Origin of the sequence: Sphingomonas mali NBRC 15500 (genome assembly GCF_001598415.1) — a bacterium.
Classification (GTDB): Bacteria; Pseudomonadota; Alphaproteobacteria; order Sphingomonadales; family Sphingomonadaceae; genus Sphingomonas; species Sphingomonas mali.
The window spans coordinates 99,407-114,513 of the sequence record NZ_BCYX01000008.1 but is presented as its reverse complement, the minus strand read 5'-3'; the positions used below and the strand labels follow the sequence as shown (position 1 = coordinate 114,513).

Sequence of the window (15,107 nt, the reverse complement as noted above, 5' to 3'; positions counted from 1 at the left end):
GCCAGTATTTCAACGCATCAATTCGACGCAAGCTTTCGGGCGAAATTGACTTCGACCGCGCGTTCGACGCTTTGCGCGATGCGTTTGCGGCCTTCGGGCGAGTCGAGAAAGGCCGCATCCTTGGGGTTCGAAATATAACCTGTCTCGAACAATACCGACGGCATGTCGGGCGCCTTGAGCACCATCAGCGACGCGAATTTGTGAAAGCTCGGGCGCAGCGGAATCATCGGCTCCGCCTCGCGACCGAGTAGCCGCGCGAACGCCGCCGAGGCGTTCATCGTCTCGCGCTGGGTGAGGTCGATCAGGATCGACGAGACGTCGGCATTCTCACTACCCAGGTCGACACCGGCGATGACGTCGGCCTTGTTCTCGCGCGCCGCCAGCCTGGCGGCCTCCTTGTCCGACGCGACTTCGGAAAGGGTATAGACCGAGGCGCCCGAGGCGTCGCCCGACCCGACGCTGTCGCAATGGATCGAGATGAACAGATCGGCCTTGAGCTTGCGCGCGACGCCATAGCGTTCCTGCAGCACCAGGAAGCGGTCGTCGTCGCGGGTCAACGCGACACGGACACGGCCTGATTTGAGCAATTCGTCGCGGATCGCCTTGGCGATGCGCAACGTCACGTCCTTTTCCTTGATCCCGCTGGTCGGCGAGATCGCGCCTGGATCGAACCCGCCATGGCCGGCATCGATCACCACCAAGGGGCGGCCCGCATCGCCATCGATCCGCGGCAGTGCCAGCGTCTTGCTCGCGGCGGGCACCGGTACCGAAACCGAATAACGTGCGCTGTTGCTGACGGTGTCGGGCATGTTGAACGGAGGCAGGAAGCTCATCCGCCCTGCCGCCGCCGCGCGCGCGAAACCGGCGTTGTCGGTGGTGCGAAGCTGAAGCGTCAGCACGCGACCGTCCCGGTCGAACGACCCGTCGGTCACCACCGCCGGGCGCGTCAGGTCGAACACGACGCGGGCGCCGCCATCGCGCGCACCTTCGCGCACCGCCCCGACCATGCCCCCGGTCGCGACCGTTCCACCCGGTGTCGCATCCGCGACATCGAGCGCGACGCGCTGCGGCGAGACCAGCAGGAAACTGGAGGCGTCGGCGACTTTCTGATCGAACGTCACGACGATTGCGTCATTCCTGACCTCGACACGCTCGATCGTGGCAGCCCAGGCAGGGCTACCGCCAAACCACAGCACCAGCATGGCGAGAATGAACGACACACGCACGTAATGGCGCGCGGGCCGGCAACCGGTCCAGCGAAAAACCATCTGGAAGAACCCCTTTTACTCGCTCTTCTCAAACGGGGTTACCGCGGCGCTTACTCAGACTCGGTGAAACGACAGGGTTAATCCACCGTTCGGCATCTTTTTGCCGCGCCGGCGGCAGAAACCTGCCAGTTGAAGCGGACGATGGCAGGTGCTACCTGATCGATAACCGGCACCGTGACAGTCATTTGTACGGAGTTTGCCGGCCCCACGGCCGCCCCGGCGTTCATCGGCAGGCGGTCCATCAGGTTGACGTTCGCATGATGCATTTCCCTCGCCTTGTGCTCGATCCGGCCATTGCCGGCGGGCGCGTTGGCGCGGGTGCCCCGGCCGTGATGCCCGGGCGTGCGCGGCGAACAGACGCACATCCACCATCCCGCACCGGCCGGTCACGGAACGACAATCCGTCCACCGACGCCGCGCGACTTATTGGCGCGCCCCTACCCTCATCGAAGGTCCGGCGCGCCCGGAGAGAAAATAATGACCATGCGTATGTTGATCGACGCACGCCACCGGGAAGAAACCCGGGTGGCGGTCGTCAAGGGAAACCGCATCGAGGAGTTTGATTTCGAAAGTGCCGAGCGCAAGCAGCTCAAAGGCAATATCTATCTAGCCAAGGTTACCCGGGTCGAACCGTCGCTCCAGGCGGCGTTCGTCGATTACGGCGGCAACCGCCACGGCTTCCTGGCCTTTTCCGAAATCCACCCCGATTACTATCAGATCCCTAAGGAGGATCGTGACGCGCTCCTCCGCGAGGAAGCCGAGCACGCCGCCGAGGAGGCCGCTTTGCGCGCCGAGCTCGACGCCGAAGAGGACGAGCACGACGATCACGAGCCGTCCGAGGAAGAGATCGAGCGGCTCGACGATGACGGCGCGCCCGATGAGGACGTCGCCGCCGAGCATGAGAGCAGCGGTGGCGGTCGCCGTCGTGGCCGCAAGGACAATGGGTCCGAGGATCAGGTCGAGGCGCTGCGTCAGCGCCGCATGAACCTGCGCCGCCGCTACAAGATCCAGGACGTGATCCGCCGCCGCCAAGTGCTGCTGGTCCAGGTCGTCAAGGAAGAGCGCGGCAACAAGGGCGCGGCGCTGACCACCTATCTGTCGCTCGCCGGCCGTTATTGCGTGCTGATGCCCAATACGTCGCATGGCGGCGGCATCTCGCGGAAGATCTCCAACGCGTCGGACCGCAAGCGGCTGAAGACGATCATGGCGGAGCTCAAGCTGCCGCCGTCGATGGGCTGCATCGTCCGCACCGCGGGGCTTCAGCGCACCAAAGTCGAGATCAAGCGCGACTTCGATTACCTCGCCCGCCTGTGGGACGGCATTCGCGAGACCACGCTCGCGTCCGCGGCGCCTGCTTTGGTCTATGGCGACAGCGACCTGATGAAGCGGGCGATCCGCGACATCTACAACAAGGACATCGACGAGGTGATCGTCGAGGGCGATGACGGCTATCGCCAGGCCAAGGAGTTCATGAAGCTCCTGATGCCGAGCCATGCGCGCCGCGTGAAACATTATTCGGACCCGGTGCCGCTGTTCCAGCGCGCCGGCGTCGAGGATCAATTGTCGGCGATGTACCACCCGGTGGTGCAGCTCAAATCGGGCGGCTACCTGGTCATCAACCCGACCGAAGCGCTCGTCTCGATCGACATCAACTCGGGGCGCTCGACGCGCGAGCATAATATCGAGCAGACCGCGACCGCGACCAACCTCGAAGCCGCGCAGGAAATCGCGCGCCAGCTCCGCCTGCGCGACATGGCCGGGCTGGTCGTCATCGACTTCATCGACATGGACAATGGGTCCAACGTCCGAAAGGTCGAGAAGGCGATGAAGGAGGCGCTGAAGAACGATCGCGCCCGCATCCAGGTCGGCCGCATCTCGAGCTTCGGCCTGATGGAAATGAGCCGCCAGCGCCTGCGCACCGGCGTGCTCGAAGCATCGACCCGGCAATGCCCGCATTGCGAAGGCACCGGCCTGGTCCGCACCGCCTCGTCGGCCGGCCTGTCGGCGCTGCGCATGATCGAGGACGAGGCCGCCCGCGGCCGCGGTTCGCAGATCACATTGCGCGCCTCGCAGGAAGCGGCATTCTACGTGCTCAACAAGAAGCGCGCCGACATCGCCGAGATCGAGGATCGCTACGGTGTCCAGGTCGTCATCCTGTCCGATGGCGAGACCGAGGGCGCGCGGATGACGGTCGAGGCGTCGGGTCCGCCGCCGGTCCACGCGCCGCGCTTCGAAGCGCTGATCGAGGAAGAGGAAGAAGACGATTTCGTCGAGGAGGATCTCGACGAGGAAGAGGAAGCCGAGGAAGAGCGGGCCGAGCGCGGTGAGCGTGGCGAACAGCGCGAACGCTCGGACGACGACAGCGATGCCGGTCGCAAGCGCCGCCGCCGCCGCCGTGGTCGTCGCGGTCGTGGCCGTGACGAAGCCGGTGATGATGTCGTCGCGCAGCAGCCGCGCGAAGAGGGTGACGCCGAGCGCGATGGCAACGGCGAAGAGGTCGAAACCGTCGAGCACGCCGCTACGGGCGAAACCGAAGGCGAAGGCGAAACGCGTGGCCGTCGCCGTCGTCGTGGCCGTCGCGGCGGACGTCGTACCGAAGGAGCGACTGACGCCGCCGTCGATGCCGGGGAAGCCGATGCCGGCGACGCCGGTGCGGTGATCGCGACGCACGCCAATCCCGACGTGCCGGTGGCGGTCGAGCCCGATGCCACGCCCGAAGCGGAGGCCGCGCCCAAGCGCACGCGCCGTCGCCCCAAGGCGCGGATCGCGGAGGAAACCGCAACGGCCCCGGTGGTCGAAGCGGCCCCCGCGCCGGAACCCGAGCCCGAAGCTGTAGAGCCGGCGGCCAAGCCCAAGCGCAGCCGCAAAAAGGCCGCGCCGGTTGAAGCGGAAGCGGCCAATGCGGAACCCCTGCCGGCCGACGTGCCCGTGGTAGCGGAAGTGGCGCAAGCCTCTCCGCCGACCGAGGCAGCAGAGCCCGCGGCCAAGCCGAAACGCAGCCGCAAGAAGGCCGCGCCTGCCGACACCGCGACAGAGTCGGATATGCCGAGCCCCTCGCCGGCAGCAGCCAACGACGCCGACGAGACGCCGGTGGCGGCCGATGCCGACGGTGCCGCGCCGGCCGACGATGCCGCGGGCGATACCGATGGTGACGGCTCGCCACGACGCGGTTGGTGGCAGCGCACCTTCGGCGCATGATCGTACAGGTCGGCCCCTCGCGCTTCAGGACGGGTTCACCCGTCCGGGCGCAGGGGCCGGCCGCATGCGCCTCACGGGACCCGAACGGATGACCGGACGATGAAGCGATTGATCGCGATGTTCGCGACGGCGATCCTTCTCTGGGCGCAACCGGCCTATGCGCAGTCGATCCTGCGCGACGCCGAGACCGAAGCGCTGTTCAAGGACATGTCGCGGCCGATGATCGTCGCCGCCGGCCTGTCCCCCGCCAATGTCCAGGTCGTGTTGATCCAGGACGATTCGATCAACGCCTTCGTCGCGGGCGGACAGATCGTCTATATCCATTCGGGCCTGATCCAGGCGGCGGACAACGCCAACGAAGTCCAGGGCGTCATCGCGCACGAGCTCGGCCATATCGCCGATGGCCATGTCGTGCTGGCCGATGCCGGCGCCAAGCCTGCCATGGGCATTTCGCTGCTCAGCCTGGTGCTCGGCATCGCCGCCATGGCGGCGGGCGCGGGCGATGCCGGTGCGGGCATCCTGGCGGCGGGTCAGCAGGCCGCGATGGGCAAATATCTAGCCTTCACCCGCGTCCAGGAAGCCACCGCGGACGCGACCGGCGCCAAGTTCCTGCGCGAGGGCAATGTCAGCGGCAAGGGCATGATCAGCTTCTTCAAGAAGCTGGCCAATGAGGAATATCGCTACGGTCTGCAGAATATCGACCCCTATGCGCAGACCCATCCGCTGTCGAACGAACGCATCAACACGCTGTACGCCGACGTGAAGGCGTCCCCCGCCTGGAACAACCCGCCCGACGTCGCGCTCGATGAGCGGTTCAAACGGATCAAGGCGAAGCTCTATGGCTATGTCGCCCCCTATGCGTCGACGCTCAACAAATATCCCGAGAGCGACCAGTCGATCTATGCGCATTACGCCCGGGCTTATGCCTGGCACAAAGCCGGCTATCCCGACAAAGCCGATGCCGAGACGCGCGCGCTGATCAAGCTGAAGCCGGACGATCCCTATTTCCTCGAGATCCGCGGCCAGATCCTGCTCGAGGCGGGCCAGCCCGCCGACGCGATCGCGCCGTTGAAGGAAGCCACCGAGTTGACCCGATACAGCCCGCTGATCGCCACGACCTATGGCCACGCGCTGATCGCGACCGAGAACAAGGCTAACTATCCAGAAGCGATCCGCGTGCTCAAGATCGCGACCAACAAGGACGACGATAATCCGTTCGGTTGGTATCAACTCGGCACCGCCTATGAATTGTCGGGCGATAGCGCGCGTGCCTCGCTGGCCGCGGCCGAACAAGCAAGCCTGACCGGCCAAACCGCGCGCGCGGTGATGAGTGCGCGGACGGCGATGGCCAACCTCCCGCCCAACAGCTCGGACTGGATCCGCGCCCAGGACATCGCGATGACCGGACAGAACGAACTCGATCAGAAGAAGCGCAGACGATGAGCGATTTCCTGTCATCGCGTTTCGCGTTGCCGCTGGTCGCGGTCGCCGCCGCATTGCTCGGCGCCGGCGCCACCTGGCTGGTACAGCGTCCGACCAACGGCGCGGAAATCCGTGACTATTTGCTCACCCACCCCGAAGTGCTGCCGGAAGCGATGCAGAAGCTGCAGGAGCGCGAGGCGGCCGAGCAGTCGAAGCAGACCGGCAGCTTCATCGCCGCCAATCGCGATCGCATCTTTCCGGCCTTGGGCAGTGCCTGGGCAGGCAATCCCAATGGCGACGTCACGGTAGTCGAATATCTCGACTATAATTGCGGCTATTGCCGCGCGAGCCTACCGATCCTCGACAAATTGGTCGCGAGCGACCCCAAGGTGAAAGTCGTGTTCCGCGAGCTTCCCGTGCTGAGCGAGGAAAGCAAGGTCGCGGCGCGCTATGCCGTGGTCGCCGCCAAGCAAGGCAAATATCGCCCGCTCCACGACGCGCTTTATGCCGGCGGCCCGTTGAGCGACGCGAGCATGGACGCCGCCTTGCGTACCGCGGGGCTCGACCCGGCGGCGGTCAAGGAAGCGGCGAAAGCGCCCGACGTCGCCCGCACGATCGAGAATAATCTGGCGATGGCCGGGCCGCTCGGCATGTCTGGGACACCCACCTGGGTGATCGGCGACCGCGTGCTGTCGGGCTTGCAGCCGCTCGAGACGATGCAGGCGGCGGTCGCCGCGGCGCGCAAGAAATAAGCCGCGCGGGAGCGGTTGCACCCGCGACCGCCCCGCCCCATCTCCCCCGGCTCTAGGGGAATTGCATGTCCGAACCGATCCTGAGCGTCCGCGGCGTATCAAAGACTTATGCCTCGGGCGTCCACGCACTCCACGCCGTCGACCTCGACATCAACAAGGGTGAGATCTTCGCGTTGCTCGGGCCGAACGGCGCCGGCAAGACCACGCTGATCAGCATCATCTGCGGCATCGTCACACCCTCGACGGGTACCATCACGGTCGGCGGGTTCGACGCCATCGGCCAGCCCAAGCGCGCACGGCGGCAGATCGGGCTGGTGCCGCAGGAACTCGCCACCGACATGTTCGAGACAGTCGAATCGACCTGTCGCTTCAGCCGCGGCCTGTTCGGCTACCCGCAGAAATCGGATCATATCGAAGAGGTGCTCAGGGACCTGTCGCTCTACGACAAGCGCAAGTCCAAGATCATGGAGCTGTCCGGCGGGATGAAGCGCCGCGTGCTGATCGCGAAGGCGCTCGCCCACGAACCCGATATCCTGTTCCTCGACGAGCCCACCGCCGGTGTGGATGTCGAATTGCGCCGCGACATGTGGAAGCTGGTCCATCGCCTGCGCGACAAGGGTACGACGATCATCCTGACCACGCATTATATCGAAGAGGCCGAGGAAATGGCCGACCGCGTCGGCGTGATCTCAGGCGGCAGACTTCTGGTGGTCGACGAAAAAGCTGCGCTGATGAAGAAGCTCGGCAAGCGCGAGCTGGACATCGCGCTCAACGAGACGATGGCAACGATCCCCGCCGACCTCGGCGATTGGGACCTCAGCCTGCAGAACGAGGGCAAGACCTTGCGCTACGTGTTCGACGCCCAGGCCGAGCGCACCGGCATTCCCTCGCTGCTGCGCAAGCTCGCCGACCTCAACATCGGCTTCAAGGATCTCGAGACCTCGAAATCGAGTCTCGAGGACATCTTCGTCGACCTCGTGAAGGAGGGCGGCAAATGAACGTCCACGGTATCCTGGCCATCTACAAGTTCGAGATGGCACGCGCGCTGCGCACCTTGTGGCAGAGCCTGGTCACCCCGGTGATCACCACCAGCCTCTATTTCGTCGTGTTCGGTGGCGCGCTCGGATCGCAGATCAAGGAAGTCGATGGCATCGCCTATGGCAGCTTCATCGTGCCCGGGCTGATCATGATGTCGCTGCTCACGCAGAGCATCAGCAACGCGTCGATCGGCATCTACTTCCCCAAATTCACCGGGACGATCTTCGAGCTGCTCTCGGCGCCGATCAACTCGATGGAGATGGTGATCGGCTATGTCGGCGCGGCGGCGACCAAGTCGGTGGTGCTGGGCCTCATCATCCTGGCGACGGCGGCTCTGTTCGTGCCGATCCCGATCCACCACCCGTTCGCGATGGTCGCCTTCCTGCTGCTGACCAGCATCACCTTCAGCCTGTTCGGCTTCATCATCGGCGTATGGGCGAAAGGGTTCGAGCAACTGAATTTCGTGCCCGCCTTGCTGATCACGCCGCTCACCTTCCTTGGCGGCGCCTTCTACTCGATCAGCAAGCTGCCAGATCCGTGGCGCACGTTCAGCCTGTTCAACCCGGTCGTCTATCTGGTCAGCGGGTTCCGCTGGAGTTTCTTCGACAAGGGCGACGTGCCGGTCGGCATCAGCCTGGCCGCGACCGGCGGGTTCATGCTGCTGTGCCTCGCGGTGATCGCGTGGATTTTCCGGACCGGGTACCGGCTGAAGAACTGAACGAAAATCCTCCCCGGCACGGGGAGGGGGACCATCGCGAAGCGATGGTGGAGGGGGCCCACGACCCACCAGCCGCAAGCGATGAGGCGAGCGATCGCGGGCCCCTCCACCACCGCCTTCGGCGGCGGTCCCCCTCCCCGTTCCGGGGAGGATTTTAGATCACCCCATCACCGGCAACGTCACCTTCGACCCCGAACACACCTTCTGCGTCGCCTTGACGAAGTCGCTCGCCTTGGCCCGATAGGGGTTGGCGACGAAGGTCTGCGGGTTGCGGTCGATGACCGGGAACCAGGTCGACTGAATTTGCACCATGATCCGGTGCCCGGCCTTGAACACATGATCATGATCGCGCAGCGGCACGTCCCAGGCGACGACCTTGCCTGGCACCAAAGGCTGCGGTTTGGTGTCGCTCGCCAGGAAGCGCCCTCGGCGGACGTCCATCGCGATCGGCCACTGATAGCCGTTCAAGGTCTTGGCATAATCGCCGACCGCCCATTGCTTGTTCTCGGTGTTCTCGAAATCGCTCGGCAGGACGTCGATCAATTTGACCACGAAATCACTGTCGGTGCCGCTGGTCGAGGCCATCAGCATCGCGGCGATCTTTCCGGTGACGGTCAGGTCCTGCTTCAGCGGCTCGGAGACATAGCTCAGCACATCGGGACGATGGTCGACGAAGCGCTGGTCGTCGCTTTCCCACCAGGCCCAGTCGGGCGTCGCATAGGTCCGGCTCATCGGGCGCTTGCGGAACGGCACCGGGTTGGCGGGGTCGCTGACATAGTCGCGGCAAGCCTCCCCCGCGCGCGGGGCATCGAACGACAACGAGCCGTCGTCGTGGAGATAGAGTTCGGTCGGCTTGGCGCCCTTGGGCGGCCAGGAATCATAGGTCTTCCACACGTTCGACCCGGATTCGAACATCTTCGCGGTGAAGTTCGGGCGTGCGCCCTTATTGTGCAGCCAATAGGCGAAGAATGGCGCCTGGATCTGGGTCTGGAACTGGGTGCCGCTTTCGGTCCCCAGCGGGATCGGGCCGAGGAAATCGGCCTTGGCCTGCCAGCCGCCATGGCGCCACGGACCCGACACGATCTGCGCCAGATTGTCGGGGTCGTTCTGCTTTTGCTTGGCATAGATCTGCCAGGAGCCCCAGGGGTCTTCCTGGTCCCAGAAGCCGGCAACGTTCAGCGTCGGCACGGTCGTCTTGCCGAGCGCCTTCTGCCAGTTCTGATCGGTGTAGAAATTGTCGTGATTGGGATGATCGAGCAGCGCCGTGAACATCGGCACGCTGCCCTTGAACACTTGCTTGTCGATATTCTCGACCGGCCCGATCCGCAGATACCAGTCATAGGCATCGGTCAGCCCGTCGAGGCTGAGTTCCTTGTTCTGGGTCTTGTCGACCTGCAGACTCGACACCCATTCGGTTGCGTAGCTCAGCCGCAGCGCGCCGTTGCGGTGGAGGTCGTCCGAGAGCCAATAATCGATCCACGCCGCCTGCGGGCTGACCGCTTTCAACGCCGGATGCGGCCTGGCGAGTGCGACGGCGGCGGCGAAGCCCGGATAGGACACGCCCCACATCCCGACCTTGCCGGAATTGTTGGGCACGTTCTTCACCAGCCAGTCGATCGCGTCATAGGCGTCGGTCGCCTCGTCGGTCTTCTTGGGATCGTTGGGATGGACGGCGGTCGACAGCGTGAACACGCCGTCCGATCCGAAGCGGCCACGCATCGACTGGAAGACGAAGATATAGCCGTCGGCGACGAGCGGCTTCCAGCTTGCTGGGATCGCGGGGGGCAAAGCCTGGGGCACGCCATAGGGCGTGCGCTGGAACAGGATCGGCAGCTTGCCGCTCGCGTTCTTTGGCGCGATGATCACCGTTTCCAGCTTGGCGCCGTCACGCACCGGGACCATCACCTTGGTATAGGTGAATTGGTCGGCGAGCGCGCTGGCAGCGGGTGGCGGTGCGGCCTGCGGTCGGGCGAGCGCGATCCCGCTCGCGCTCAGCAACAATATGGCGGCGATCAGCCCCTTGGCGCGCATGTGATTCTCCCTTTGGCGCATACCCTGTCGGGCCGCGCGGAAAGGGTCAATCGGTCGCGAGCCTTGCCAGGCCGACGGCATGCACGATGCCGATCGCCAGGACGATTGCCGAGCTGGTCCACAGAAAATTGGGGCTGCGATCGGGCATGACACGGAACAGGAGCGGCAAGGCGGCTGCACGCGCCAGGAGAATCGCTGCGATCGCGATCAAGGCTGGGCGAAGCAGCGGCAGGCGCGGCAACAGGCCCGCCCCGGAAAAGGCGAAAACCGCCCAGATCGTCAGGACCGCGGCGATCGCCAAGGTGATCAAGGTGGGTCGCACCATCCCGCGCTCGGCCATCCCCACCATCGCGTCGCCTGCTCCGAAGAAGCGATACCAGGCTGGGCCGCCGACAATGCAACCGAGGTGAAGCAGCGCCGCGGCGCCGTCCAGCACCCCCGCCGCGATCAGCCAGTGATTCATACCGCCTCCTGTCGCCACGCGCCGCGTATCGCTGGACGGATCGCCAGCGTCATCAGGTCGATCGTGGTATGGAACAGCATCGTGATCGCGAGCGACCCGCTCATCAGGTACATCACGGCGAACAAGATGCCGATCAATGTCGTGACGGTGATCCCCTTCCACCCCTGATAAGCGTGCGCCAGCCCGAACAACAGGATGGCGACAACGACCGCTGGAATACCGCCGACGAATGCCGCGAGCAGCATTGGCAGGAACAAGCGGAAGAACAGCTCTTCGCCAATCCCCGCCGCCACCGAGATCGCCGCGCCAAGCAGGACTTCGTCGCGGTCGCGCGGCAGCAGCGCGGACAGACGCGCGAGATAGGCGGGCGCGCCCTTGCCTTTGCGCCAGCGCCGCCATGTCAGGAAGGAACCAAGCGGGATCGCGGCCAGCACAGCGAACGCGAAGATCGATATCAGAAACGGATCAACCGCGATCGCCGGCGCGTCGCCACGGAGCATGGCCGACGCCGACCACAATTCCCGCGGCAATTCGGTTATCGCGCCGATCCGGCCCAGCACCAGCAGGCCGACGATCGGCGGCAGGGTGAACTGGAGCAGCTGTGCCGCCAGCATGCGGCGATAGAAGGTCTTGCGGCCGACGCCGCCGGCTTCCGCCAGCAAACGATAACCGCGCGGGCCCGCGACGATGTTGAGCAAGATGATCGCCAGCATGACCGCGAGCAGGACCGCGTTGGTCATCGCGTATGACTCAACCGAAACCTCCCCTCCCTTCCAGGGAGGGGCCGGGGGTGGGTGGCGAGCGCAGCGAGCTCCCTTCGGTCGCACCCACCCCTAACCTCTCCCTTGCAGGGAGGGGAACATGGCGGGCGCGAAACTGCGATCACCCGATGCGATGCTCGCCCTTGACCCAGCGTACCGTGCCCGAGCTTGCGCGCATCACCACCGAATTGGTCGTCATGCGATCGCCGCGGCGCTTGACGCCGGCGAGCAGCGAGCCGTCGGTCACGCCGGTAGCGGCGAAGATCGCGTCGCCCTTGACCAGTTCCGACAGGTCATATTGCTTGTCGAGGTCGGTGATGCCCCATTTGCGCGCGCGGCCGCGCTCGTCGTCGTTGCGGAACAGCAAGCGACCCTTGAACTGCCCACCGACGCAACGCAGCGCGGCGCAGGCCAGCACGCCCTCCGGCGCGCCGCCCGAGCCCATATAGACGTCGATCGTGGTCTCGGGATTGGTCGTCGCGATCACGCCCGCGACGTCGCCGTCACCGATCAGCATCACGCCGCAACCGATCGCGCGCAGCTCGGCGATCAGCGCCTCGTGCCGCGGACGGTCGAGCACGCAGGCGATGATCTCGCTGGGCTTGACGCCCTTCGCCGCGGCGATCGCCTCGACATTCTCGGTCGGCGACTTGTCGAGGTCGATGACGCCCTCGGGATAGCCCGGGCCGACCGCGATCTTGTCCATATAGACGTCGGGAGCGTTGAGGAGATTGCCCTCTTCGGAAATCGCCAATACCGCGAGCGCGTTGGGCCCCGCCTTGGCAGTGATCGTCGTGCCCTCGAGCGGATCGAGCGCGATGTCGATCTTGGGCCCCTTGCCCGGCGCCGAGCCGACCTTCTCACCAATGAAGAGCATCGGCGCCTCGTCGCGCTCGCCCTCGCCGATCACGACCGTGCCGTCCATGTACAGGCTGTTGAGCGCGGCGCGCATCGCCTCGACCGCGGCGGCGTCGGCGGCCTTTTCATCGCCGCGGCCGACGAGCGTGGAGGCGGCAATCGCCGCGGCCTCGGTCACGCGCACCATTTCGAGCACAAGCACGCGGTCGAGAACATCGCTGGCAGTCGTCATTGTCGGGGCAATCCTCTTTTGATTTCGTTTGGTTTGTGCGCGCGGATAGGCGCGGCGCGTTACGGAGTCGAGACGGCGGCGTCAGCGGAGGACGCCGCATCCTTGGGCGCCTTGATCTCGAACACGTAGGGCCAGTCCTTGCCGGTGACGAACAGCCGCCGCTTCTTCGCGTCCCAGGCGATGCCGTTGGGAACGTCATTCACTTCGGTCGCGCCCGACTGGCGGTGAAGCTCGCTGACGTCGATCCAGCCGATGACATGCCCGTCCCGCGGATCGATCCGCGCGATCAGGTCGGTCAGCCAGATATTGGCGAGGATCTCGCCATCGACATATTCGAGTTCGTTGAGCATCTTCACCGGCCGCCCGCCATCGGTGACGGTCAGGCGGCGCTTGACGGTGAAATTAGCGGGGTCGACGAAGCGCAGCACCGGCGATCCGTCGGACATGATCAGCCCGCCTTTGTCATCGGCGGCGAGCGCCCAGCCCTCGCCCTGATATTTGAAGCTGCCGAGCCTTTTGAAATCCTTCGACCAGCGGAAGCCGATCTGGTTCTTCCAGGTCAGGCTGAGGATCGTGCCGTTCCACGGTGCGATCCCCTCACCGTAGAACGGAGGATCGACCGCAACGCGCGCCATCACCTTGCCGTCGCTCAGCCGCACCTTGCGAATGCCCGAGCGATTGAGCTCGCCGGTGCTCTCGTAGAGATAGCCGTCCTGCCAGAACAGGCCTTCGGTGAAGGCGCGATTGTCGTGCGGATAGGTCGCAACGATCTGCGCCGACTGCACCGGCACCGATTGCGGCGTCGAACCGACCTGCGGCAACAGGCCCAGCAGCCCGAGCAGGAGGCCGGTAATCGGCATCAGTCGCGCAGCAATTCGTTGATGCTGGTCTTCGACCGCGTCTGTTCGTCGACGCGCTTGACGATGACCGCGCAATAGAGACCGGGCTTGCCGTCCCCGCCGCCGATCGAGCCGGGCACGACCACGGCATAGGGCGGCACTTCGCCCATCAACACCTCGCCGGTCGCGCGGTCGATGACCTTGGTCGACTTGCCTAGATACACACCCATCGACAGGACCGCGCCGTCGCCGACGCGCACGCCTTCGGCGACTTCGGAGCGTGCGCCGATGAAGCAGCCGTCACCGATGATGACCGGATCGGCCTGGAGCGGCTCGAGGACGCCACCGATTCCCGCACCACCGGAAATGTGCACATTCTTGCCGATCTGCGCACAGCTGCCGACCGTCGCCCAGGTGTCGACCATCGTGCCCTCGCCGACATAGGCGCCGATATTGACGAAGCTGGGCATCAGGACAGCATTCTTGCCGACGAACGAGCCGCGCCGCACCACCGCCCCGGGGACGACGCGGAAGCCCGCATCGCGGAAGCGGTTCTCGCCCCAGCCGGCGAATTTGGACGGCACCTTGTCATAAGCGGGGGCGCCGGCGGCACCGCCGTCGATCACGGCATTGTCGTTGAGGCGGAAGGATAGCAGCACCGCCTTCTTGAGCCATTGATTGACCGTCCATCCGTCGGCACCCGGTTCGGCGACGCGCGCCTGGCCGCTGTCGAGCAGCTCGAGCGCGGCTTCGACCGCGTCGCGGACCGCGCCCGTCGTGCCGGTGCTGATACTGGCCCGGTCTTCCCATGCGGCGTCGATCGTCGCGGGCAGGTCGGTCATGCTTCCTCCAAAATATCGTGCAGCCAATGGGTGATGTCGCGCGTGGCGAAGTCGACGAAATCGCGGTCGCCCTCCTCGCCTTGTTCGGAGCCGTTGTCGACCCACAAGGTGGTCATGCCGATCTGCTTGGCGGGCTTCAGGTTGCGCGCCATGTCGTCGGCGAACAGGCTTTGCGCGGGATCGAGGGCGTACGCGTCGCACAGGTGTTGGTACGCCTCCGGTGCAGGCTTGGGGCGATATTGCGCGGCGTGCACGTCGTGGATCGCCTCGAAACTCTCGCCCAAACCCAGCTTCGACAGGATTTTGTCGGCATAAGGCGCGTCGGCATTGGTGAAGATGATCTTGCGCCCGGGCAGGCGCGCGATCGCTGCGGCGAGCGGCGCATTCTCATCGAGCACGTCCATCTCGATATCGTGGACGTCCGCGAGATATTCGTACGGATCGACGCCATGCTCGGCCATCAACCCCGACAAGGTCGTCCCACGCGTGTGGAAATAGCCCTTCTGGATTTTGTATGCCTCGTCGCGATCGACCTTGAAGAAGCGTGCGATGTAATCGGTGATCCGCCGATCGACTTGCTCGAACAACCGGGCTCCGTGCGGATAGAGCGTATTATCGAGATCGAAGATCCAGTTCCGGACATGATCGAGCCGCGCGTGCATGTCGGGCGCTCTACGGCGCGCGC

The 15,107-nt window shown here is 65.2% G+C and carries 14 protein-coding genes; 5 read left to right on the top strand and 9 right to left on the bottom strand.

Features of this window, described 5'->3' with window-relative positions; all coding sequences use genetic code 11:
- Nucleotides 1–17 precede the first annotated feature (17 nt).
- Both SMA01S_RS08770 and SMA01S_RS08765 read right to left on the bottom strand, forming a co-directional pair.
- A complete protein-coding gene (locus tag SMA01S_RS08770) occupies nucleotides 18–1,268 on the bottom strand; it encodes an N-acetylmuramoyl-L-alanine amidase (RefSeq protein WP_066820431.1) in 1,251 nt (416 codons plus the stop codon).
- A 77-nt stretch (nucleotides 1,269–1,345) separates the two neighbouring features.
- A complete protein-coding gene (locus tag SMA01S_RS08765) occupies nucleotides 1,346–1,633 on the bottom strand; it encodes a hypothetical protein (protein ID WP_066820430.1) in 288 nt (95 codons plus the stop codon).
- A 112-nt stretch (nucleotides 1,634–1,745) separates the two neighbouring features.
- Between SMA01S_RS08765 and SMA01S_RS08760 the strand changes: the two genes are divergently transcribed.
- The 5 genes from SMA01S_RS08760 (at nucleotide 1,746) to SMA01S_RS08740 (ending at nucleotide 8,396) form a co-directional block, all read left to right on the top strand.
- A complete protein-coding gene (locus SMA01S_RS08760; protein WP_245649209.1) occupies nucleotides 1,746–4,466 on the top strand; it encodes an Rne/Rng family ribonuclease in 2,721 nt (906 codons plus the stop codon).
- Nucleotides 4,467–4,565: 99 nt separating this feature from the next.
- Nucleotides 4,566–5,909, top strand: coding sequence for a M48 family metalloprotease (locus SMA01S_RS08755; protein ID WP_066820429.1), 1,344 nt, complete (start codon nucleotides 4,566–4,568; stop codon nucleotides 5,907–5,909).
- Nucleotides 5,906–6,640, top strand: coding sequence for a DsbA family protein (locus tag SMA01S_RS08750; RefSeq protein WP_066820427.1), 735 nt, complete (start codon nucleotides 5,906–5,908; stop codon nucleotides 6,638–6,640). The genes SMA01S_RS08755 and SMA01S_RS08750 overlap by 4 nt, the downstream gene beginning before the upstream one ends.
- Nucleotides 6,641–6,705: 65 nt before the next feature.
- Nucleotides 6,706–7,638 carry an ABC transporter ATP-binding protein gene (locus SMA01S_RS08745; protein WP_066820425.1) on the top strand — a complete coding sequence of 311 codons (933 nt, stop codon included), beginning with the start codon at nucleotides 6,706–6,708 and terminating at the stop codon, nucleotides 7,636–7,638.
- Nucleotides 7,635–8,396, top strand: a complete 762-nt coding sequence (locus SMA01S_RS08740) for an ABC transporter permease (protein ID WP_066591881.1) — start codon at nucleotides 7,635–7,637, stop codon at nucleotides 8,394–8,396. The genes SMA01S_RS08745 and SMA01S_RS08740 overlap by 4 nt, the downstream gene beginning before the upstream one ends.
- A gap of 159 nt (nucleotides 8,397–8,555) precedes the next feature.
- On the opposite strand, the gene SMA01S_RS08735 is transcribed toward SMA01S_RS08740, so the two are convergent.
- From SMA01S_RS08735 to SMA01S_RS08705, 7 genes are all read right to left on the bottom strand, one after another.
- Nucleotides 8,556–10,427, bottom strand: a complete 1,872-nt coding sequence (locus SMA01S_RS08735; RefSeq protein ID WP_066820482.1) for a CocE/NonD family hydrolase — start codon at nucleotides 10,425–10,427, stop codon at nucleotides 8,556–8,558.
- 46 nt (nucleotides 10,428–10,473) lie between these two features.
- Nucleotides 10,474–10,890, bottom strand: coding sequence for a hypothetical protein (locus SMA01S_RS08730; RefSeq protein WP_066820423.1), 417 nt, complete (start codon nucleotides 10,888–10,890; stop codon nucleotides 10,474–10,476).
- A complete protein-coding gene (locus tag SMA01S_RS08725; RefSeq protein ID WP_066820420.1) occupies nucleotides 10,887–11,630 on the bottom strand; it encodes a CPBP family intramembrane glutamic endopeptidase in 744 nt (247 codons plus the stop codon). The genes SMA01S_RS08730 and SMA01S_RS08725 overlap by 4 nt, the downstream gene beginning before the upstream one ends.
- A 142-nt stretch (nucleotides 11,631–11,772) precedes the next feature.
- Nucleotides 11,773–12,741, bottom strand: a complete 969-nt coding sequence (gene glpX, locus SMA01S_RS08720) for a class II fructose-bisphosphatase (protein WP_066820418.1) — start codon at nucleotides 12,739–12,741, stop codon at nucleotides 11,773–11,775.
- A gap of 59 nt (nucleotides 12,742–12,800) precedes the next feature.
- Entirely contained in the window at nucleotides 12,801–13,601 is an 801-nt protein-coding gene (locus SMA01S_RS08715) for a glutaminyl-peptide cyclotransferase (protein ID WP_084250199.1), read from the bottom strand.
- On the bottom strand, nucleotides 13,601–14,422 hold the full coding sequence (dapD, locus tag SMA01S_RS08710; RefSeq protein ID WP_066820416.1) for a 2,3,4,5-tetrahydropyridine-2,6-dicarboxylate N-succinyltransferase: 822 nt from the start codon (nucleotides 14,420–14,422) through the stop codon (nucleotides 13,601–13,603). The genes SMA01S_RS08715 and dapD overlap by 1 nt, the downstream gene beginning before the upstream one ends.
- On the bottom strand, nucleotides 14,419–15,084 hold the full coding sequence (locus SMA01S_RS08705; RefSeq protein WP_066820478.1) for a pyrimidine 5'-nucleotidase: 666 nt from the start codon (nucleotides 15,082–15,084) through the stop codon (nucleotides 14,419–14,421). Before SMA01S_RS08705 ends, dapD begins: the two co-directional genes overlap by 4 nt.
- Nucleotides 15,085–15,107 lie beyond the last annotated feature (23 nt).

Bases quoted from the DNA above. Each gene is read 5' to 3' on its own strand.
- SMA01S_RS08770 (WP_066820431.1), bottom strand. From the start codon at position 1,268: ATGGTTTTTCGCTGGACCGGTTGCCGGCCCGCGCGCCATTACGTGCGT.
- SMA01S_RS08765 (WP_066820430.1), bottom strand. From the start codon at position 1,633: ATGTGCGTCTGTTCGCCGCGCACGCCCGGGCATCACGGCCGGGGCACC.
- SMA01S_RS08760 (WP_245649209.1), top strand. From the start codon at position 1,746: ATGACCATGCGTATGTTGATCGACGCACGCCACCGGGAAGAAACCCGG.
- SMA01S_RS08755 (WP_066820429.1), top strand. From the start codon at position 4,566: ATGAAGCGATTGATCGCGATGTTCGCGACGGCGATCCTTCTCTGGGCG.
- SMA01S_RS08750 (WP_066820427.1), top strand. From the start codon at position 5,906: ATGAGCGATTTCCTGTCATCGCGTTTCGCGTTGCCGCTGGTCGCGGTC.
- SMA01S_RS08745 (WP_066820425.1), top strand. From the start codon at position 6,706: ATGTCCGAACCGATCCTGAGCGTCCGCGGCGTATCAAAGACTTATGCC.
- SMA01S_RS08740 (WP_066591881.1), top strand. From the start codon at position 7,635: ATGAACGTCCACGGTATCCTGGCCATCTACAAGTTCGAGATGGCACGC.
- SMA01S_RS08735 (WP_066820482.1), bottom strand. From the start codon at position 10,427: ATGCGCGCCAAGGGGCTGATCGCCGCCATATTGTTGCTGAGCGCGAGC.
- SMA01S_RS08730 (WP_066820423.1), bottom strand. From the start codon at position 10,890: ATGAATCACTGGCTGATCGCGGCGGGGGTGCTGGACGGCGCCGCGGCG.
- SMA01S_RS08725 (WP_066820420.1), bottom strand. From the start codon at position 11,630: ATGACCAACGCGGTCCTGCTCGCGGTCATGCTGGCGATCATCTTGCTC.
- glpX (WP_066820418.1), bottom strand. From the start codon at position 12,741: ATGACGACTGCCAGCGATGTTCTCGACCGCGTGCTTGTGCTCGAAATG.
- SMA01S_RS08715 (WP_084250199.1), bottom strand. From the start codon at position 13,601: ATGCCGATTACCGGCCTCCTGCTCGGGCTGCTGGGCCTGTTGCCGCAG.
- dapD (WP_066820416.1), bottom strand. From the start codon at position 14,422: ATGACCGACCTGCCCGCGACGATCGACGCCGCATGGGAAGACCGGGCC.
- SMA01S_RS08705 (WP_066820478.1), bottom strand. From the start codon at position 15,084: ATGCACGCGCGGCTCGATCATGTCCGGAACTGGATCTTCGATCTCGAT.